Source organism: Blastococcus sp. CCUG 61487 (assembly GCF_005222955.1).
Classification (GTDB): domain Bacteria; phylum Actinomycetota; class Actinomycetes; order Mycobacteriales; family Geodermatophilaceae; genus Blastococcus.
Genome location: NZ_LWUA01000243.1, coordinates 1 through 18,286, shown reverse-complemented (window position 1 = coordinate 18,286; position 18,286 = coordinate 1). Strand labels below are relative to the sequence as shown.

Below are 18,286 nucleotides of genomic sequence, written 5' to 3'. Positions count from 1 at the left end.
GCCGACAGCTCAGTCGTCCGCCCAGGCGGGACGGCCGGTGTCCAGCCGCCAGACCACCAGGGTGGCCGGCGCTGGGAGCACCACCGGACCACCGTCGTGCCGGGTCACGGAGGTGTCCTCCCCCGCGGTGAGCAGCAGCCCCGCCGGGGGCGTGACGGTGACGCCCGGCTCGCCGCGGGAGAGCCAGATCCGCGCGTCGGGACGGCGCAGGTCCACCCATCCCGCGGCGCCGCGGTGGACCTCGTGCTCCGGAGGCGCCGCCGGGTCGTCCGGTCGCAGGTAGCACTGCAGCACCCGGGCACCGTCGTCACCGGCGGCCTCGTCGTGCACGAGCCCCTGGCCGGCCCGCAGCACGGCCACGTCGCCGGCGGTCAGCTCCGCACCCCCGCCCCACCGGTGCTGCAGGGAGCCGGCGAGCAGCACGGCGACCACGTCCACCGACCGGTGCTCGTGCGCCCCGTAGCTCTGCCCCGGCATCAGCCGGTCGTCCGACACCCGGAGCAGCGGGCCGAGCGATCCGTCGTCGGGCGCGAGCACGGTGCGCAGGTCCGGCCCGCTCATGGCGTCCTCCGGACGACCGGCAGGACGCCGAGGACGACGGCGGTCAGCAGGGTCCAGCCGACGCCCAGGGCCCACCCGGCGACGACGTCGGACAGGTAGTGCACGCCCAGCCACATCCGGGTGAGACCGACGAGGAGGACGAGCCCGGCCCCGATCACGGCCGAGCGCCGCCGGCCGGCCGCGGACAGGTGCGGCCAGGCCAGGACGAGGCCCATCACCACCAGCGTGGCGATGCCCGAGGAGTGCCCGCTGGGGAAGCTCAGGGTCTCGTAGCCCGCACCGCCCTCGGCGAAGTCCGGGCGCACGCGGTCGAAGAACTCCTTGAGCGCCGACGTGAGGTGCCGGACGAACACCGCCGTCACCACGACCCAGAGCACCGTCCGCCAGTCCCGCCGGCGGACCAGCCAGACCAGCACGGGCACCGCCAGCGCGTACCTGACGACGGAGAGTCCGGGGGCGGTGAGGACCTCGAGCAGCACGTCGAGCGCGGCGCTCCTGTCGTCGCCCGCGTAGAGCGCCTCGCTGACGGTGCGGTCCAGCCGCAGCAGCGGGCCGAAGTCCGTGGACACGGCCACCCCGAGCAGGGCGACCAGCGCCGCGCACCCGGCGACGACCGAGAGCACCGGCCCGACGGCACGCGTCCGGGTGACCGCCGTGCTGCCGGACGGGGGAACGCTCACCGCTCCACTCTCCCCGACCGACGCCGCACGTGACACGCTGGCCGGGTGAGGAGTCGCGAGAGCTCGCCGACCGACGCGACCCTCCGTCGGCTCGAGCGGTCGTCCGGTGCGCTGGCCACCCAGGCCGTGGCTCGGATGGACGAGGAGCTGCCCTGGTTCCGCGCCATGCCGGCCGACCAGCGGTCCTGGGTGACCCTGGTCGCGCAGGCCGGGCTGTCCTCGCTGGTCGAGTGGTGCCGCCACCCCGGCCGGCCGCCGAAGCTCACCGGTGAGGTGTTCGGCGCCGCACCCCGCGAGCTGGTCCGCGTCGTGGCGCTCAAGCAGACCGTCGACCTGATCAAGGTCACCGTCGAGACCCTCGAGGACCACGTGGGATCGGTCGCCGAGCCCGGCGACGAGGACACGCTGCGACTGGCGGTCCTGCAGTTCAGCCGCGAGGTCGCCTTCGCCACCGCGCACGTCTACGCCAGCTTCGCGGAGAACCGCGGCGCCTGGGACGCCCGCCTCGAGGCGCTGCTCGTCGACGCGCTGGTGCGCGGGGAGCGGACCGAGGAGATCTCCGGCCGCGCGGCCGCTCTCGGCTGGTCGCCGGCGACCCCTGTCACCGTGCTCGTCGGCGCCACACCGGACGTGGACGACCCGCACGCCACGGTGCGCCGGGCCGCGCGGGCCGTGGACAGCGACGTGCTGGTCGGGGTGCACGCCGAGCAGCTGGTAGCCGTGCTGGGCGGCCACGAGGACCTGTGGTCGGTGGCCGAGCGCGTCGCCGCGGAGTTCGGACCCGGTCCCGTCGTCGGCGGACCGGTGGTGGACGGGCTGGGGCGGGCAGGGCAGTCGGCCGCCGCGGCGCTGGCCGGTCTCCGGGCGGCCCGCGCCTGGCCGGAGGCGCCGCGCCCGGTCGCCGCGGACGACCTGCTCCCCGAGCGGGCCCTCGACGGCGACCCGCTGGCCCGTGCCGCGCTGCGCGACGAGATCGCCGTCCCGCTGCGCTCCGCGGGGGGTGGCGTGCTGGAGACGGTCCAGGCGGTGCTGAGCAGCGGCGGCAACCTGGAGGCCACCGCGCGAGCGATCTTCGTCCACCCGAACACCGTCCGGTACCGGTTGAAGCGGGCCGCGGAGCTGACCGGGCAGTCGGCCACGGACCCCCGGGGCAGCTGGACCCTACAAATCGCGCTCGCCCTCTCCTACCTGGAGTCGACCGGGTGAGGCCCGCCGCCGCAACGCGCGAACAGTACGGTCTCCACCACCGGAAGGCACCTCGAAGCGCTCGAGTCGGGTCGATGTTGTAGGAACCCTCCAAAGATCACCGGTGTGCTTTCGTGCCGCTCGCCGCCGCGAGGACCGGCCCGCGTTTGGCACGGTAGGCAGGTGCTCGCCGTTCTCGCCCCCGGTCAGGGTGCCCAGAAGCCCGGAATGCTCAGCGCGTGGCTGGATCTGCCCGGGGCGGAGCCGTTCTTCCGCTGGGCCGGCGCGATCGCCGATGCCGACCTGCTGACGCTGGGCACCGAGGGCGACGCCGAGGCCATCACCGACACCGCCGTCACCCAGCCGCTGGTCGTGGCGATGAGCCTCTTCGTCGCCCGCGAGCTCGGCGGCCTCCCGGGTCCGGTCGCGCACGTGCCGCACGACGGGAGGGACGTCGTGATCGCCGGGCACAGCGTCGGCGAGCTGACCGCCGCAGCCCTGGCCGGGGTGCTCAGCGTCGAGGCGGCGATCGCGCTGACCGCCGTCCGCGGCCGGGCGATGGCCGCCGCCTGCGACCGGACGCCCACCGGCATGTCCGCGGTCCTCGGTGGCGACCCCGACGAGGTGCTGGCCGCGATCGAGGAGCACGGGCTCAGCCCCGCGAACATGAACGGCGCCGGGCAGATCGTGGCCGCCGGCCCGCTGGACGGCCTGGCGGCGCTCGAGGCCGACCCGCCGGCGAAGGCCCGGGTCATGCCGCTGTCGGTCGCCGGCGCCTTCCACACCCCGTTCATGGCCTCGGCCCGCGAGGAGCTCGAGGGCCTGGTGGGCGGGCTGCGGCCGACCGACCCGAGCCGGCTGCTGCTGTCCAACGCCGACGGTGCCGCGGTCGACTCCGGCGCGGAGACCCTGCGCCGCCTGGTCAGCCAGGTGACCAGCCCCGTGCGCTTCGACGCCTGCCTCGCCACCCTGCGCGAGCTGGGGGTCACCGCCGTCATCGAGCTGCCACCGGCGGGCGCGCTCGCCGGCCTGGCCAAGCGCGAGTGGAGGGGCGCCGGCATCGAGATCCTGGCCCTCACCGGGCCGGACGACCTCGCCCGGGCCCGGGAGCTCATCGACGCCGAACGGGGCCGCTCGGAGGCCGAGCACTTCCCCGACTGGCGCATGGTCGTCGCCCCGGCCCGCGGGACCGTCAGCCCCGCGGCCATCGCCGAGGGCACCTCGCTGCCCGCCGGCACCCCTCTCGGCTGCATCCGCGGCCGCCGCGAGGAGGTCAACGTCTCGGCCGGCTACGACGGCGTCCTCGCCGAGTGGCTGGTCCACGAGGGAGACCTCGTGGACGCCGGCGACCCGATCGCCCGTCTCTACCCGGAGGTGCCCGCATGACCGCCATCCAGCTGCGCTCGGAAGCACCCGGCGCCCGGATCCTGGGCTTCGGCGAGTACCGCCCCCGCCGGCGGGTGACCAACGACGAGCTCGTCCAGGTCATGGACACCAGCGACGAGTGGATCCAGAGCCGCGTCGGGATCGCCGAGCGGCGCTGGGCCGGCGAGGACGAGACCCTCGTCGAGATGGCGACCGCTGCCGGGGGCAAGGCGCTGGCTGCCAGCGGACTGGCGCCCGACGAGATCGACCTCGTCGTGCTGGCCAGCGCGAGCCTGCGCGAGCCCATCCCCGGGATCGGGCCGCAGGTCGCGCACCGCCTGGGCATCCCCCGGCCGGGCGCGTTCGACCTCAACGCCGGGTGCGCCGGCTTCTGCTACTCCCTCGGGCTGGTCTCCGACGCGATCCGGGCGGGCTCGGCGCGCAACGCGATCGTCATCGGCGTCGAGCGGCTCACCGACGTCACCGACATGGCGGACCGGTCGACCGCGGTGATCTTCGCCGACGGCGCCGGCGCCGCGGTGGTCGGCGCTGCCGACGAGCCGGGCATCGGCCCGGTGGCCTGGGGCAGCGACGGCGACCAGCACTCCGCCATCGAGATCGCCGCGGGCAGCTCGACCATGACCATGGCGGGCCAGACGGTCTACCGCTGGGCGACGACGAAGCTGACCGACACCCTCCACGAGGCGATGAGCCGGGCCGGGGTCACCGCCGCCGACATCGACGTGTTCGCCCCGCACCAGGCCAACCTGCGGATCGTCGAGTCGATGACCAAGCGGCTGGGCTTCGGCGCGGACACCGTGGTCGCCCGCGACATCGTCCAGTCGGGCAACACCTCGGCCGCCTCCATCCCGCTGGCGCTCTCCGCCCTGCTCGAGTCCGGCGAGGCGCGCTCCGGCGACCTGGCGCTCATCCTGGGGTACGGCGCCGGGCTCACCTTCGCCGGCCAGGTGCTCCGCCTGCCGTGAGCACCCCCACCAGAGACCTCCGGGGCACCCGTCCCGGACGACGTACGTCGCCACCAGAGAGAGGAAACGCCGCGTGAGCAGCACCCAGGAGATCCAGTCCGGTCTGGCCGAGATCCTGGAGGAGGTCGCCGGAGTAGCCACCGCCGACGCCACCCCCGAGAAGTCGTTCACCGACGACCTCGACGTCGACTCGCTGTCGATGGTCGAGATCGCCACCGCGGTCGAGGACAAGTTCGGCGTCGCCATCCCCGACGACGAGCTCGGCAACATCAAGACCGTCGGCGACGCCATCAGCTACATCGAGAAGAACCAGTAACCGACCACTCGGTCCAGGAGGAGTTCCCATGAGCAGCACGTCCGACGTCGTCGTCACCGGACTCGGTGCCACGACCCCGCTCGGCGGGGACGTCGCCAGCAGCTGGGACGCCCTCCTGGCCGGGCAGTCGGGGATCAGCCGGATCACCGACGACTGGATCCAGGAGTACCCGGCCCAGCTCGTCGCTCGGCTGGCCGCCGACCCGGCGGAGAAGCTCGAGCGGGTCCGCGCCCGCCGGCTGGACCGCAGCCAGCAGGTGGCCGTGGTCGCCGCGGAGGAGTCGTGGGCGGACTCGGGCGCCGCCGACGCCGGGGTCGCGCCCGAGCGCATCGCCGTCGTCTTCGGCACCGGCATCGGTGGGGCGCTCACGCTGCTCGGCCAGGACGACGTCCTGGAGCAGAAGGGGCCCAAGCGGGTCTCGCCCTTCACGATCCCGATGCTCATGCCCAACGGCCCGGCCGCCGCGGTGGGGCTGTCGATCGGGGCCAAGGGCGGGGTGCACGCGCCGGTGAGCGCGTGCGCCTCTGGCGCCGAGGCGATCCGTTGGGGCCTGGACCTGCTGCGCTTCGACCGGGCCGACGTCGTCCTGGTCGGGGGCACCGAGGCGTGCGTACACCCGCTCCCCATGGCGGGCTTCGCCGCGATGCGGGCGATGTCCACCCGCAACGACGAGCCCGAGCGCGCGTCCCGTCCGTTCGACAAGGCCCGCGACGGCTTCGTCCTCGGCGAGGGGGCCGCGGCGATGGTCCTCGAGCGCGCCGACGCCGCCCGGGCCCGCGGAGCACGCATCCACGCCCGGCTGGCCGGTGCGGGCGCCACCGCCGACGGCTACGACCTGGTCGCTCCGCACCCCGAGGGCGAGGGCGCCGGCCGTGCGATCAGCGCCGCGCTGCGGGACGCCGACCTGAGCCCCACCGACGTCGGCCACGTCAACGCGCACGCGACCTCCACCCCGGTCGGTGACACCGCCGAGGCGGCCGCCATCCGCTCCGCCATCGGCGACCACGTGCTGGTCAGCGCCACCAAGAGCCAGACCGGTCACCTGCTGGGCGCGGCCGGCGCGCTGGAGTCGGTGTTCACCGTCCTCGCGCTGCGCGAGCAGATCGCGCCGGCGACGGCCAACCTCGACGACCCGGACGACGACGCCGCCGTCCAGGCCCTCGACATCGTGCGCCGCGAACCGCGGCGGGCCACCTTCACCGCCGCGGTCAACGACTCGTTCGGCTTCGGCGGCCACAACATCGCGCTGGTCTTCACGACGGCCTGAACGGCACCCGGAGGTTCCCGTGACCACAGTGCACGCCGCGCCCGCCCCCGTCACTCCCGATCCGCGGGACCCCGAGGACCGCCTCTCGCGGTTCTTCGACCCGGGCTCGCTGCGCCTGCTGGCCGCGCGGGACACCTCCGGCGTGCTCGCCGCCCGCGGCACCGTCGCGGGCAGCCCCGCGATCGCCTTCTGCACCGACGCCACCGTGATGGGCGGCGCGATGGGGGTCGACGGCTGCCGGCACATCGTCGACGCCATCGACACCGCGCTGCGCGAGCGCGTGCCGGTCGTCGGGATCTGGCACTCCGGCGGCGCCCGGTTGGCCGAGGGCGTCACGGCCCTGCACGCCGTCGGCGAGGTGTTCGCGGCGATGGTGCGCGCCTCCGGGCGGATCCCGCAGATCTCCGTCGTCCTCGGCGCCGCCGCCGGCGGAGCCGCCTACGGGCCGGCGCTCACCGACATCGTGATCATGGGCCCGGCGGGCCGGGTGTTCGTCACCGGCCCGGACGTGGTCCGGTCGGTGACCGGTGAGGACGTCGACCAGGAGACCCTCGGCGGCCCCGACACCCACGGCCGGCGCTCCGGCGTCGTGCACGTGGTCACCGACTCCGAGGCGGCTGCGCTGGAGACCGCGCGGCTGGCGGTCGACCTGCTCGCGGCTCAGGGCACCTTCGGTCCGGCCGCCGACGAGCCCGACGTCGACCTGCGGGCGCTGCTCCCGGAGCAGCCGCAGCGCGCCTACGACGTGAAGCCGCTGATCTCCACGGTCCTGGACGAGCCGGGGCTGGAGCTGCACCCGCGGTTCGCGCCGAACGTCGTCACCACGCTCGGCCGGCTGGCCGGGCGCACCGTGGGCGTCATCGCCAACAACCCGATCCGGCTGGGCGGCTGCCTGGACTCGTCGTCGGCGGAGAAGGCGGCTCGCTTCGTGCGGATGTGCGACGCGTTCGGGGTGCCGCTGGTGGTGCTCGTCGACGTGCCCGGCTACCTGCCCGGCGTCGGCCAGGAGTGGGACGGCGTCGTGCGGCGCGGCGCCAAGCTGCTGCACGCGTTCGCCGAGGCGGTGGTGCCGCGGGTGACGCTGGTGACCCGCAAGTCCTACGGCGGCGCCTACATCGCGATGAACTCCCGCTCGCTGGGCGCCACGACGGTGTTCGCCTGGCCCGGTGCCGAGGTCGCCGTCATGGGCGCGAAGGCCGCCGTCGGCATCCTGCACCGCAAGAAGCTCGCCGCCGCGCAGCCCGGCGAGCGGGAGGCGCTGCACGCCCAGCTCGCCGAGGAGCACGAGCGGATCGCCGGTGGCGTCAACCGCGCGCTGGAGATCGGCGTCGTGGACGAGGTCGTGGAGCCGGCGCACACCCGGCGGCGGCTGGTGCAGGCGCTCGGCGCCGCGCCGCTCGGCCGCGGGGCGCACGGCAACATCCCCCTCTGAGCCACCGGCCCTGGTGATCAGCTTCCCTGATCGAACTGGGTCCTCCCTCGTGGTCGACGGTGAGGGAGGACCCGGAACGATCAGGAGAGCTGATCAACAGCGCAGGACGACGACGGTCGTCCGGGTGCCGCTTCCCCGACGGCGCCCGGACGACCGGTCCCAGGGTAGGTCGCTCAGACGACCTGGTGCAGCCAGGTGACGGGGCTGCCGTCGCCGGCGTGCCGGTAGACCTCGAGGTCGGCGTCCCAGGCCGCGCCGAGCAGCTCGTCGACCCCGTGCCGGAATGCCTCGATGGACGACGCCGTCGCCGCGAGGTGCCGCAACTGCTGCTCGCTGATCATGATGTCACCGTTGGCGCTGGTGGGGGCTCGGAAGACGCCCTGCCCCGGCACGTAGGACATGCGCTCGCCGTCGTTGCCGTGACTGGCTTCCTCGGTGACCTCGAAGCGCAGCATCGGCCACTGGCGCAGGGCGGCGACGAGCCGCGCACCCGTGCCCGGCGCTCCGGTCCAGGCGACCTCGGCCCGGTAGGAGCCGTGCGCGGCCGGCTGGTCGTCCCACGACAAGGAGACCGGCGCGCCGACGACGCGTTCCAGCGCCCACTCGACATGCTGGCAGAGCGCCTTCGGGCACGCGTGCACGAAAACGACACCCTGGGTTGACCGTCGCTGCACCGGGCACCTCCATCGACTCGATCGGTCTCGTCTTCCCCTACGGACCCATCGATTCGGTGACGCGCTGTGTTCGGCAGTGGCGGAACAGGGCTTGCCGGACCAGTCTGCACGATGGTGCCGAGGTCGCGCCAGCCCGGATGGTGCGGATGTGCCGCACGTGACACATGAGTCTGCATCGGCCGTTTTATCGCAGGTCAGCGGGAATACCACGGCAGGTGGCCCGGCGTCTACCGGGTCCGGCGTACCGAGCCACGGTCCACGCAGCGCCACGCTCGGCGCCGGACGGCAGGCGGCGTGCCCGGTCCGCACCGCGTAGCCCGCGATCACGGAGCGTAGTCGACGTCCAGGACGCGCGGTGGCCGCCCGACCACGGTGGGCGTGTCCCGAGCGACCCCGGAGGGCTCAGCTGAGCAAGTGGACGACGCGGTCGCCGCCGGCTGCCTTCGCCCGGTACATCGCAGCGTCGGCTCGGTGCAGCAGGTCGGCAGCGGCGTCCCCCGGGCGCACGTCGGCGACGCCGATGCTGGCCGTGACGCCGCCGGCGTCGCCGATCCGGGCGACGGCGGCGCGCAGCCGCTCGGCGAGCTCGTCGCTGGAGAACGTGTCGGTGACCTCGGCCAGGACGGCGAACTCGTCGCCGCCGAAGCGGGCCACCGTGTCGGTCTCGCGCACGGCGACGCCGAGGGCGGTGGCGACGGCCTGCAGCAGCGCGTCACCAGCAGCGTGCCCGTCGCGGTCGTTGACGCCCTTGAAGCCGTCGAGGTCCACGAGGCAGACCACCGCGCGGGCACCGGTGAACGCGGCCCGGACGGCTCCGGAGAGACGCTCGAGGAACAGCCGCCGATTGGGGATGCCGGTGACGGGATCGGTGGCGGCCAGTGCCTTCTGCGTGCTGATCAGCATCGCCTGGCGCTCCTGGGTGGTCCACGTGTTGGCCGAGGCCATCGTGCAGATCAGCGTGAACGCGACCATGACGCCGGTGAAGAAGGCGGCCGACGTCGTCAGGCCACCGGCGCCGAACACCAGGACGTAGCTCCCTGTCATCACCGCGCCGATGGCGACGACCCCGTGCGGCGGATAGGTCGCGGCCATGTAGGTCAGGGTGAGGAACAGCAGGGCGTCCAGCGGGCTCGCCGAGCCACCGTCGAGAGCGGTGGCGACGAGGATGACCACCGTGGTGGCGAGGGTCCAGAGGTAGAACATCACCGGGCCGCGCCGGTCCCGCAGGATCGTGTCGAGCGGCAGCAGCAGCAACGCCGGGCACAGCACCACGACCATGCTCACCAGACCGACCACCAGCCAGGCGTGCCGGCCGGCCGGGGTGTCGGTGAACAGCGCGTAGACGAGCACGCCCAGCGCGCAGAGCTCGCTGAGCAGGACGCCGTACCGGACGTGCCGCACCAGGTAGGCGACGCGGTCGTCGTCGGCAGCCAACGGCGGGAACAGCCCGTCCAGCAGCGCGCCGAGGAGCCGGCGGACCCGCCCCGCACCGCGGGCGTCCGCCGGCCACGCGCCGCGGTCGCGGCGGTCCCCGGGCAGTGCACTGCTCACGTCGACAAGATCGACATCGGTCGGCCCGCCCTTGAGCACCCGCTCACCCCGCGGAGGGAGACCACTTGCGGACTGAATCGGTACATACCCCAGGCCTGTCGGACGGCGGACCGGGTAAGGCGCGCCCGTGGAGCGACGACAGGGCATGGCCGACGCCGGCCGGGATCGGATCAGCGGCATGGTGCTGGGAGCGTGGGACGCCTTCATCGCCGAGGCGGAGAAGGTGGATCTCGACCACGACTCCCGGCTGCCGGGATGGCGGGCGCACGAGATCTGCGTGCACCTCGGCAGCTGGCCGGACCACACCGCGATGGCCGACCTGATCGCCTCGGCGCGGTCCGGCGGCTCCGGGACGCAGCCGGATCCCGACGCCGTGAACGCCCGCGTCACCGCCGCCCATCGGGACGCCTCGCGCGAGGAGGTCCTCGCGGCGCTGCACCGCAACCGGGAGGCCACCGCCCGCTACCTCGCCGAGGAGCCGGTGGAGCTGGACACCGCACCGACCGTGTCCGTCGTCGGGCGGCTGCCGCTGCTCAGCGTCGTGCTCGGCCAGGCCTACGAGCTCGCCGTCCACGGCCTCGACCTCGTCTCGTGCGGTGCCGAGCCGCCACCGGCGGAGGTGCTGCAGGCCGGTCTCGCCGCCCTCACCGACGTCACCGGAGCGCTGGCCGTCTCCTGCGGCATCACCGGCCGGGTCACCCTGGCGACCCCCGACGGCGGCTGGTCGTTCGCCGCCGACCCCGACGGCTGGGTGGTGCGCCCGGTGCCCGCCGACACCTACGACGGCCCGGCCGTCGAGGGGGCAGCCGATCTGCTGCTCGAGGCCGCGTCGGGCCGGATCAACCCCGTGCCGGCGGCCGCCATGCGCCGGATCAAGGTGCACGACGTCGGTGGGCTGCTGCAGCTGGCCCCGATCGTCCAGAAGGTGCCCGGCATCCCCGGCGGCCCGATCCTGCAGCTGGCCGCACGCACCATGGGCAGCGCGGGCGGGGTGCTGGGCCGGTTGTTCAGGAGAGGCTGAGGCCCGCGCGTCGACGTCGGAACCAGACCACCGCGACGACGACGAGGACGAGCACCGGGACGGCGACGGCCGCCGCCGCGCTGGAGGCGAGGGCCGGCGCCGACGCGCCCACGCCCACCTGGACGACAGTGCTGGGCAGGATGCCGAGGGCGGTGGCCGCGACGTACGGCAGCAGCCGCATCGCGGTCAGCCCGGCGCCGTAGCTGAGCACGACGAAGGGCACCACCGGCAGGAGCCGGCCGACCAGCAGCGGGACGAAGCCCCGCTCGGCCAGCAGGCCGTCGAGCCGCTCCAGGCGTGACCCGGCCAGACGGGTGACGGCTTCGCGGCCCAGCCACCGGCTGAGCCCGAAGCTGACGACGGCGGCCACCATCGCTCCGGTCAGCGCGACGACGAGGCCGGGGACGAAGCCTGCGACGAGACCGAGGGCCACCGAGACGGCGGTGCGCGGCACGGGTGCGGTCAGCACCAGGGCCACCCCGGCACCGAGCCCCATCCACCCGAACGGCCCGGCGTCCCGCAGCCAGTCGCGGACGACGTCGACGTCGGGCAGGTCGACGCTGACGGCGACGACGGCGCCGACGGCGAGCAGCCCGACCAGGACCGTCGCCCGGAGCCACGTGGTGTCAGCTCCCCCCGGCGTCCGCACCCGTCCATGATCCGGGACGGGTGCGGGCGGGGATGTCAGCAGCCGCCGAGGGAGATGCCGCGGGCGTTCAGCCACGGCATCGGGTTGGTGCGGTTGGCGTAGAGGCCGCCCTTGTGGACCTCGAAGTGCAGGTGCGGGCCCGTGGACTGGCCGCGGTTGCCGACCTCGGCGATCCGCTCCCCCGCCGCGACGACCTGCCCGGCCGACACGAAGAACTGGTTGACGTGGCCGTAGAGGGTGATCGTGCCGTCGCCGTGCTGCACCGCGACGGCCAGGCCGAAGCCGCTGGCCGGACCGGCCTGGAGGACGACGCCGCCCTCGGGCGAGTACACCGGCGTGCCGATCGGGGCGGCGATGTCGACGCCCGAGTGCATGGTGCCCCAGCGCGGCCCGTAGCAGGAGGTGACCCGGCCGGTGGTGGGGGCGACGGCGCCGCCGGGTGCCACCGAGACGGCGCTGGCCGCGGCACCGGCGGCGAGCCGGACGGTCTGCTGCGCCTCCCAGGCCGCAGCGGCGTCCGCCGCGCCCTGCATCTCCAGCAGGCGGATCTCCGCCGCGCGCAGCTGCTCGTCGAGGGCCGCCTTCTCGGCCGCGAGCGCGTCGAACTCGGCCTGCGCGCCGGACAGCTTCTCCTCGGCGGCGTAGCGGGCCTCGGCGGCCTCGCCTGCCGCGCGGTCCCGCTCGGCCGCGGCGTCACGGGCGGTCCGCTCGGCGCGGGCCTGCTCCACCTCGATGGTCTTCATCTCCGCCAGGGTCTTCGCCCGGCCGGCGCCGAGGACGTCGAGCGTCGCGGCCTGCTGCAGGAGCTCGGCGGGGCCCGAGGCGTCCAGGAGCAGGTCGATGCCGCCGAATGCCTCCTGCTGGCCGCCCATGTAGGCCTGCCGGCCGATCTCGCCCACCTCGTCCTGGGCCTGGTCCACCGCCTCGCCCGCCTCGTCCAGCGCGATGCCGGCGAGCCAGGCCTGCCCGTTGGCGGCGTCCAGTGCGGCCTGGGCTTCGAGCGCGTGGCCGGCGGCTGCCTCGGCCTCGAGGGTCATGCGCTGCAGGTGCTGCTCGGCCTCGGCGACCCGAGCGCCGAGGGCGGCGACCTCCGCGGCGACGGCGTCGTGCTCCGAGCGGGCGTCGTCCACCGGGGCGGCGAGAGCCGCGGGCGCGCCGACCATCGCGGCCACGAGAACTCCGGCCAGGGCGAGCGAAGTGCGCAGTCGCCTGCGGCGGGGGGACGGGAGGGATGTGCTGTGCGGGTTGTGCAGGGTCGCCAACGCGACGCGTCTCCGTTCCTCACGTCCGCCTACCGAGTTAGCTGACGGGTTCGGGCCGTTAGGTGCCCTACCTGCCCGGCGTCCCCGTACGCGGGCAGGACTCACCCCAGTGCTGCGGTGGGTCCCCGGTCCCGCCGACCATCAGGCCGGCGAGTTCGGCGGGGTCCGACCGAGGCCCTCGGGTTCGAGGACGGTGCTCGGTGGACCGCGGGCGACGGTAATAGCGCGACGCGGGAAAGTCACAGGCTCGTAACGACGGCGGGAGGTGGCTGCCGGCCGACTCGCCGACGTGACCAGCGACCCTCACTCCTTGAAGTTTCTACGGTGTGAGGCACGCCTCTCTGGCAGGCTGTCGGGCCGGGGGCGGTAGCTCAGCCGGTCAGAGCATGGGACTCATAATCCCTGGGTCGTGGGTTCGAGCCCCACCCGCCCCACCGATATATGTGCAGGTCAGAGGGTCGGTGCTTTCCTCGCCGATCTTGACGACGGGCCCGGTGCCCACACGGTGCCCACAGATCGCGCGGCCTTGTGGGCGTCCTGCGCGGCATCTACGCGTTCGGCGAGCGCGCTGAGGTTGTCGCCTGTGGGTCGACGACCAGGTCGCCGACCCACAGCCAAGGGACGCGATCCAAGCGTCGGGCGGCCTTATCGCTCGATCATGGTCATCTGCTCGTCGGTGTGGTGTCCCCCCACCGCGGGCGGCAGGTTGGTCAGCCGCTGCACCTGCTCGGGAGTGAGGACGACGTCATCGGCAGCCGCGTTCTCCTCCACCCGGCTCACCCGGCGCGTGCCGGGGATGGGCACGATGCCCTCGTCCTGGGCCAGTAGCCAGGCCAGTGCCACCTGAGCGGGGGTGGCGCCGACCTGGGCGGCTACAGCCTTGGTCTCCTCGGCAATGCGCATGTTCTGCGCGAAGGCCTCCGGCGTGAACCGCGGGTGGCCCTTGCGGGAGTCGCTGTCGGCGAGGTCGGCCGGTGAGCTGATCGAGCCGGTGAGGAAGCCCCGCCCGAGCGGTGAGTAGGCCACGAAGCCGATGCCGAGCTCCCGCAGCACGTCCAGGAGCTCGCCCTCCGGATCACGGGTCCACAGCGAGAACTCCGACTGCAGCGCGGTGATCGGATGGACGGCGTGGGCGCGGCGGATGGTGCCTACCCATGCCTCGGACAGGCCGATGTGCCGGATCTTGCCCTCGGCGACAAGTTCGGCCAGCGCGCCGACCGTGTCCTCGATCGGGGTGTTGGGGTCGACCCGATGCTGGTAGTAGAGGTCGATGCGATCGGTACCCAGCCGACGCAGCGAGCCCTCGACCGCCGTGCGGATGTTGGCCGGGCTGCTGTCGAGGTCCCCGGCCCGCCGCCGGCGTGGGAGACCAAGCCGAACTTCGTAGCCAGCACGACGTCGTCGCGGCGGCCGGCGATGGCGCGGCCGATGAGCTCCTCGTTGACGTACGGGCCGTAGATCTCGGCGGTGTCGATGAGGGTGACGCCCAAGTCCAGCGCGCGGTGCACGGTGCGGATGGACTCTGCGTCATCCAGGGCGCCGCCGCCCTCGTAGGCCATGGACATGCCCATGGCACCCAGGCCGATCCGGGAGACGTCGAGGGTGCCTAGAGTGGTGTGCCGCATGGCTGTTCCTTCCGGTCAGGGATGCTGCTGGGTCGGTTTTTCGGTAGTGGAGGGACGTCAGTCCGGCAGGAGCCCGGTGGTCCGTAGCCACCGCTGGACGTCGCCGTCGGCGTCCGCGACTGTCTCGCCTTGCACGGCGAGCCCGTCGCCGATGGTCGAGGCGGGGAGCAGTCGCGCGTAGTCGCGTGGGGCGTTCCCGCGGCGGCTCATGGCGTGAGTGGTGAACGGCAGGACCGTCCTCCCGGCCAGGTCCAGGCCCTCAACGAACGTGGACATGATCATCGGTGCGCGCACGTTCCAGATCGGGCTCCCCGACCAGAACGGTGTCGTACTGCCCGACTGCCGGCAGCGGATGGGCGATGGCCGGGCGGGCGTCAGCGTCCTGTTCGCGGACGTTGCGGGCGACGGTGTCGTCGTAGTCCTCGGAATAGGGGTCGGCCGCCTCGATGCGGTAGACATCGCAGTCGAGGTGCCGCCGGATCAGGTTGGCCAGCACCTCGGTGTTGCCGACGCTCAGTCGCCGTCGGCCGCCGTAGTGGTAGTTCTCCCCCGCCCGCGAGAAGTAGGCGAGCAACACGTTGGTCCCGGGCACGGTCGAGTCTGCCTCCGTTGGTTGTGTCGAGGGAGCTGTGCTGGTGGTCCGCGGCGTCGCCGTGCTGCAGCCGGCAAGCCCGGCCCCGGCCACCGCGCCGGTGGCGATCGTGAGGGCCGTTCGCAGGAACGCCCGCCGATCCAGCGCGGTGGCCGGGGCAGGCATCAGAGCTGTCCCGCCGGGCGGATGAGCACCTCGTGAATGGCCAGGTGGCGGGGGCGGCTGAGGACGAAGGCGATGATCTCGGCGATGTCGGCGGCGCTGACCTCGGCCTTGTCGTAGAGCGCCTGAACGCCCTCTCGCGTCTCCGCGTGGGTGATGTGGCCGGGCAGCTCGGTGGCCACGACGCCGGGCTCGATGAGCGTGACCCGGACGTCGGGCAATAACTCCTGGCGCAGGGACTCCGACCAGCCGTTGAGGCCCCACTTGGTGGCCGCGTAGACGCCGTTGCCGGCCCGCGCGGTCCGCCCGGCGACCGAGGAGATGTTGACGATGTCGCCACCGCCGTCCTTGAGCTGGTCGAGGAACACCTCGGTCGCGGTGAGCGCGCCGAGCAGGTTGACCTCGACCATTTGGCGGTGGTCGTCGCGCTGGTCCCCCATGAAGGGGCCCAGCAGCATGACGCCGGCGTTGTTGACCAGCACGTCGGCCCCGCCGAGCTCCTGGCGGACTCGATCTGCTGCGGCCACGAGACTGTCGCGGTCGGTGACGTCAGCGGCAATGGCGATCGAGCCGTTGGCCAGTTCCTCGGCCAGTGCGGTGATGCGATCCAGGCGGCGGGCCAGCAGCGCGACCCGGTAGCCGCTCGCCGCGAGCGCCCGGGCGGTTGCCTCACCGATGCCCGATGACGCACCGGTGACGACGGCGACGCGGTTCTGGCTGTTGGCGGTGGCCATGGTGCTCAGGCCTCCGGGATGGGGCGGCCGAAGGCCTCCAGGGTGATGGCCTCGGGCTCGGGGCCACCGCGCTTGCCGGTGTCGAGGCCGTCGATGGCGGCGAGCTGGTCGGTGCTGAGCTCGAAGTCGAAGACGTCGATGTTCTCCGCGATCCGGTGCGCCTTGGTCGACTTCGGGATGACCGAGCGCCCCTGCTGCAGGTGCCAGCGCAGCATGACCTGCGCCGGGCTCTTGGAGTGGGCCTCGGCGATGCCGACGATCGTCGGGTCGGCCAGCGTGCTGGTGTGCTCACCGTCGCGGTAGAACGTGATGCCCCCGATCGGGGACCACGCTTGGGTCACGATGCCGCGCTCGGCACCGAACGCCTGCACCTCGCGCTGCTGGAAGTACGGATGCACCTCGATCTGGTTGACCGACGGCACGACGCTGACCTCTCCCAGCAGCCGGGTGAGGTGGTCGACCATGAAGTTACTGACGCCGATGGCACGGACCTTGCCGTCCGCCAGCAGCTGCTCGAGCGCCTTGTAGGCGGCGATCGTCTTGTCGAACTCCGAGGGCAGGGCCTGGTGCAGGATCAGCAGGTCGATCTGGTCAACCCCGAGCTTCGCGGCGCTCTTGTCGAAGCCGTGCAGCGTCTGGTCGTAGCCGTAGTCGCTGATCCAGATCTTGGTCTCCAGGAAGACCTGCTCGCGGGCGACGTCGGAGTCGCGGACCGCCTCCCCGACCTCCAGCTCGTTGCCGTAGGCCGCAGCGGTGTCGATGTGTCGGTAACCGGCGTCCAGCGCCGCGGAGACCGCAGAGCGCGTCTCATCCGGCGGCGTCTGGAAGACCCCGAGGCCCAGAGCGGGCATCTCGACGCCGTTGTTCAGTGTGATGGTCTGCATGACCTGTCCCTTGCTGGTCGGGTGGTGCACTCGCGCTGTCCGCGGTGGCTTCTTCGCCGCTGGCACTACAGAACCCCCTTCCGCGCGGGCGTGGCAGTGCACGCCTTTACCGGTAACGCCAGACCCTCCCTGCCGGTGGGCGCCCGCCCTACGGTTGGGACATGGACAACCGGGCCGAGGTGCGCGACTTCCTCACCAGCCGTCGCGAGCGCCTGACCCCGGAGCGGGCAGGAATGCCCTCCTACGGCGACCGGCGCCGGGTCAAGGGACTGCGCCGGGAGGAGGTCGCGATGCTCGCCGGGATGAGCACCGACTACTACACCCGCCTGGAGCGGGGGAACCTGACCGGCGTCTCCGAAGCAGTCCTGGAGTCACTGGCCCGCGCGCTGCAGTTCGACGAAGCCGAGCGGGCCCACCTGTTCGATCTGGCCGGTGCGGCCAGTCCTTCCGGGCGTGCGCGCGGGCAGGCCGCCGACGCCTCGCGGCGGTCCTCGGCCCGAACGAACGTGCGCGAGGGCGTCCGCCGCATCCTCGACAGCCAGGGCGCCCCGGCCTACGTGGCCAACGGGCGGATGGACGTCCTGGCCACCAACCGGCTCGGCCGTGCCCTGTTCACCGACGCGTACGGGGACACGAGCAGCGGCTTCAACCTCGCTCGGTACCTGTTCCTCGACCCCCGCTCACGGGACTTCTACCTCGAGTGGGACACCGTCGCCCGCGACTCGGTCGCCTCGCTGCGCGCCTACGCCGGCCGCAACCCCTACGACCGCGGCCTCACCGACCTGGTGGGCGAGCTGACCACCCGCAGCGAGGAATTCGCCGGCTGGTGGGCTACCCACGCGGTGAAGTTCCACCGCACCTCCACCAAGAAGATCCACCACTCCGTCGTCGGCGACCTCGAGGTCACCGGCGAGGCTCTCGAACTTCCTGGTGACCCCGGCCTGCGCATCGTCGTCTACACCGTCGAGCCCGCCAGCCCGTCGGAGCAGGCTCTTGCGTTCCTCGCGAGCTGGAGCAGCCGCGCCCCGTCGGAGCACGAAGAGTCGACGCGTCGGCAGTAGCGCATCCGCCCTCGCATGACCTGCCCAGGCGTGCCCCTTGGTCCAAGGACCGCAGCGGGCACACAGTGGGCACATTCGCGCGACGCAGAGTCGATCGAGCGCGAACGGTTTCGGACCAGCGACGTGGTCTGACCTGGTCGAACGTGCGCACTCGGCCATCAGCAGTCACGGCCGACACCCGTTGCGCCTGACTCATAATCCCTGGGTCGTGGGTTCGAGCCCCACCCGCCCCACCGTTATAAGCGCTGGTCAGCGCGTTGGGTGACGTCCCGCGGGGTG

At 73.2% G+C, this 18,286-nt stretch carries 19 protein-coding genes, 1 tRNA gene, 1 pseudogene and 1 riboswitch; of the genes and pseudogenes, 9 read left to right on the top strand and 12 right to left on the bottom strand.

The window, feature by feature from the left end; genetic code table 11:
• Nucleotides 1-9: 9 nt before the first annotated feature.
• A complete protein-coding gene (locus A6V29_RS14050) occupies nucleotides 10-561 on the bottom strand; it encodes a pirin family protein (protein WP_137160869.1) in 552 nt (183 codons plus the stop codon).
• Nucleotides 558-1,241, bottom strand: coding sequence for a phosphatase PAP2 family protein (locus A6V29_RS14045; protein ID WP_249933229.1), 684 nt, complete (start codon nucleotides 1,239-1,241; stop codon nucleotides 558-560). The genes A6V29_RS14050 and A6V29_RS14045 overlap by 4 nt, the downstream gene beginning before the upstream one ends.
• A 45-nt stretch (nucleotides 1,242-1,286) precedes the next feature.
• Between A6V29_RS14045 and A6V29_RS14040 the strand changes: the two genes are divergently transcribed.
• The 6 genes from A6V29_RS14040 (at nucleotide 1,287) to A6V29_RS14015 (ending at nucleotide 7,792) form a co-directional block, all read left to right on the top strand.
• Nucleotides 1,287-2,447, top strand: a complete 1,161-nt coding sequence (locus tag A6V29_RS14040) for a PucR family transcriptional regulator (protein ID WP_137160868.1) — start codon at nucleotides 1,287-1,289, stop codon at nucleotides 2,445-2,447.
• Between the two features lie 162 nt (nucleotides 2,448-2,609).
• A complete protein-coding gene (locus A6V29_RS14035) occupies nucleotides 2,610-3,812 on the top strand; it encodes an acyltransferase domain-containing protein (protein ID WP_137160867.1) in 1,203 nt (400 codons plus the stop codon).
• Nucleotides 3,809-4,777: a beta-ketoacyl-ACP synthase III gene (locus A6V29_RS14030; RefSeq protein ID WP_137160866.1), complete on the top strand. Its 969-nt coding sequence runs from the start codon at nucleotides 3,809-3,811 to the stop codon at nucleotides 4,775-4,777. Before A6V29_RS14035 ends, A6V29_RS14030 begins: the two co-directional genes overlap by 4 nt.
• Before the next feature lie 73 nt (nucleotides 4,778-4,850).
• Nucleotides 4,851-5,093: an acyl carrier protein gene (locus A6V29_RS14025; protein WP_137160865.1), complete on the top strand. Its 243-nt coding sequence runs from the start codon at nucleotides 4,851-4,853 to the stop codon at nucleotides 5,091-5,093.
• Between the two features lie 28 nt (nucleotides 5,094-5,121).
• Nucleotides 5,122-6,360 carry a beta-ketoacyl-[acyl-carrier-protein] synthase family protein gene (locus A6V29_RS14020; RefSeq protein WP_137160864.1) on the top strand — a complete coding sequence of 413 codons (1,239 nt, stop codon included), beginning with the start codon at nucleotides 5,122-5,124 and terminating at the stop codon, nucleotides 6,358-6,360.
• A 19-nt stretch (nucleotides 6,361-6,379) separates the two neighbouring features.
• On the top strand, nucleotides 6,380-7,792 hold the full coding sequence (locus tag A6V29_RS14015) for an acyl-CoA carboxylase subunit beta (protein ID WP_137160863.1): 1,413 nt from the start codon (nucleotides 6,380-6,382) through the stop codon (nucleotides 7,790-7,792).
• Nucleotides 7,793-7,965: 173 nt separating this feature from the next.
• Here A6V29_RS14015 and A6V29_RS14010 read toward each other — a convergent pair whose 3' ends face one another.
• Complete coding sequence (locus A6V29_RS14010) at nucleotides 7,966-8,433, bottom strand: DUF3145 domain-containing protein (protein ID WP_249933228.1); 468 nt, start codon at nucleotides 8,431-8,433, stop codon at nucleotides 7,966-7,968.
• A gap of 435 nt (nucleotides 8,434-8,868) precedes the next feature.
• Nucleotides 8,869-10,017, bottom strand: coding sequence for a GGDEF domain-containing protein (locus A6V29_RS14005; RefSeq protein WP_137160861.1), 1,149 nt, complete (start codon nucleotides 10,015-10,017; stop codon nucleotides 8,869-8,871).
• Between the two features lie 127 nt (nucleotides 10,018-10,144).
• Here A6V29_RS14005 and A6V29_RS14000 point away from each other — a divergent pair, with 127 nt between their 5' ends.
• Nucleotides 10,145-11,038: a maleylpyruvate isomerase N-terminal domain-containing protein gene (locus A6V29_RS14000; RefSeq protein ID WP_137160860.1), complete on the top strand. Its 894-nt coding sequence runs from the start codon at nucleotides 10,145-10,147 to the stop codon at nucleotides 11,036-11,038.
• Here the strand turns inward: A6V29_RS14000 and A6V29_RS13995 are convergent.
• Both A6V29_RS13995 and A6V29_RS13990 read right to left on the bottom strand, forming a co-directional pair.
• On the bottom strand, nucleotides 11,025-11,687 hold the full coding sequence (locus tag A6V29_RS13995) for a TVP38/TMEM64 family protein (protein ID WP_137160859.1): 663 nt from the start codon (nucleotides 11,685-11,687) through the stop codon (nucleotides 11,025-11,027). The genes A6V29_RS14000 and A6V29_RS13995 overlap by 14 nt on opposite strands.
• Nucleotides 11,688-11,722: 35 nt before the next feature.
• The gene (locus A6V29_RS13990) at nucleotides 11,723-12,850 is read right to left on the bottom strand and encodes a M23 family metallopeptidase (protein WP_137160930.1); all 1,128 of its coding nucleotides are present in this window, start codon (nucleotides 12,848-12,850) and stop codon (nucleotides 11,723-11,725) included.
• Nucleotides 12,851-12,960: 110 nt separating this feature from the next.
• Nucleotides 12,961-13,120, bottom strand: a riboswitch (cyclic di-AMP (ydaO/yuaA leader).
• 189 nt (nucleotides 13,121-13,309) lie between these two features.
• Between A6V29_RS13990 and A6V29_RS13985 the strand changes: the two genes are divergently transcribed.
• Nucleotides 13,310-13,383 (top strand) — tRNA-Ile (locus tag A6V29_RS13985).
• A gap of 211 nt (nucleotides 13,384-13,594) precedes the next feature.
• Here A6V29_RS13985 and A6V29_RS13980 read toward each other — a convergent pair.
• The 6 genes and pseudogenes from A6V29_RS13980 to A6V29_RS13965 all read right to left on the bottom strand — a co-directional run bounded on the left by A6V29_RS13980 (nucleotide 13,595) and on the right by A6V29_RS13965 (nucleotide 16,946).
• Nucleotides 13,595-14,236, bottom strand: a complete 642-nt coding sequence (locus A6V29_RS13980; RefSeq protein WP_283956364.1) for an aldo/keto reductase — start codon at nucleotides 14,234-14,236, stop codon at nucleotides 13,595-13,597.
• Between the two features lie 119 nt (nucleotides 14,237-14,355).
• Nucleotides 14,356-14,508, bottom strand: a pseudogene (locus tag A6V29_RS21965) (aldo/keto reductase); the annotation flags it as partial.
• A gap of 123 nt (nucleotides 14,509-14,631) precedes the next feature.
• Nucleotides 14,632-14,850: an NADPH-dependent FMN reductase family protein gene (locus tag A6V29_RS21335; protein ID WP_249933227.1), complete on the bottom strand. Its 219-nt coding sequence runs from the start codon at nucleotides 14,848-14,850 to the stop codon at nucleotides 14,632-14,634.
• A complete protein-coding gene (locus A6V29_RS13975; RefSeq protein ID WP_212719396.1) occupies nucleotides 14,834-15,331 on the bottom strand; it encodes an NADPH-dependent FMN reductase family protein in 498 nt (165 codons plus the stop codon). The genes A6V29_RS21335 and A6V29_RS13975 overlap by 17 nt, the downstream gene beginning before the upstream one ends.
• A complete protein-coding gene (locus A6V29_RS13970; RefSeq protein ID WP_137160858.1) occupies nucleotides 15,331-16,062 on the bottom strand; it encodes an SDR family oxidoreductase in 732 nt (243 codons plus the stop codon). Before A6V29_RS13970 ends, A6V29_RS13975 begins: the two co-directional genes overlap by 1 nt.
• A gap of 5 nt (nucleotides 16,063-16,067) precedes the next feature.
• Entirely contained in the window at nucleotides 16,068-16,946 is an 879-nt protein-coding gene (locus A6V29_RS13965; protein ID WP_137160857.1) for an aldo/keto reductase, read from the bottom strand.
• Between the two features lie 161 nt (nucleotides 16,947-17,107).
• Here A6V29_RS13965 and A6V29_RS13960 point away from each other — a divergent pair, with 161 nt between their 5' ends.
• Nucleotides 17,108-18,007, top strand: a complete 900-nt coding sequence (locus A6V29_RS13960) for a helix-turn-helix transcriptional regulator (RefSeq protein WP_137160856.1) — start codon at nucleotides 17,108-17,110, stop codon at nucleotides 18,005-18,007.
• The last annotated feature ends 279 nt before the right edge of the window (nucleotides 18,008-18,286 follow it).

Bases quoted from the DNA above. Each gene is read 5' to 3' on its own strand.
- A6V29_RS14050 (WP_137160869.1), bottom strand. From the start codon at position 561: ATGAGCGGGCCGGACCTGCGCACCGTGCTCGCGCCCGACGACGGATCG.
- A6V29_RS14030 (WP_137160866.1), top strand. From the start codon at position 3,809: ATGACCGCCATCCAGCTGCGCTCGGAAGCACCCGGCGCCCGGATCCTG.
- A6V29_RS14020 (WP_137160864.1), top strand. From the start codon at position 5,122: ATGAGCAGCACGTCCGACGTCGTCGTCACCGGACTCGGTGCCACGACC.
- A6V29_RS13990 (WP_137160930.1), bottom strand. From the start codon at position 12,850: ATGGTCGGCGCGCCCGCGGCTCTCGCCGCCCCGGTGGACGACGCCCGC.
- A6V29_RS21335 (WP_249933227.1), bottom strand. From the start codon at position 14,850: ATGTCCACGTTCGTTGAGGGCCTGGACCTGGCCGGGAGGACGGTCCTG.
- A6V29_RS13975 (WP_212719396.1), bottom strand. From the start codon at position 15,331: ATGCCTGCCCCGGCCACCGCGCTGGATCGGCGGGCGTTCCTGCGAACG.
- A6V29_RS13970 (WP_137160858.1), bottom strand. From the start codon at position 16,062: ATGGCCACCGCCAACAGCCAGAACCGCGTCGCCGTCGTCACCGGTGCG.
- A6V29_RS13965 (WP_137160857.1), bottom strand. From the start codon at position 16,946: ATGCAGACCATCACACTGAACAACGGCGTCGAGATGCCCGCTCTGGGC.
- A6V29_RS13960 (WP_137160856.1), top strand. From the start codon at position 17,108: ATGGACAACCGGGCCGAGGTGCGCGACTTCCTCACCAGCCGTCGCGAG.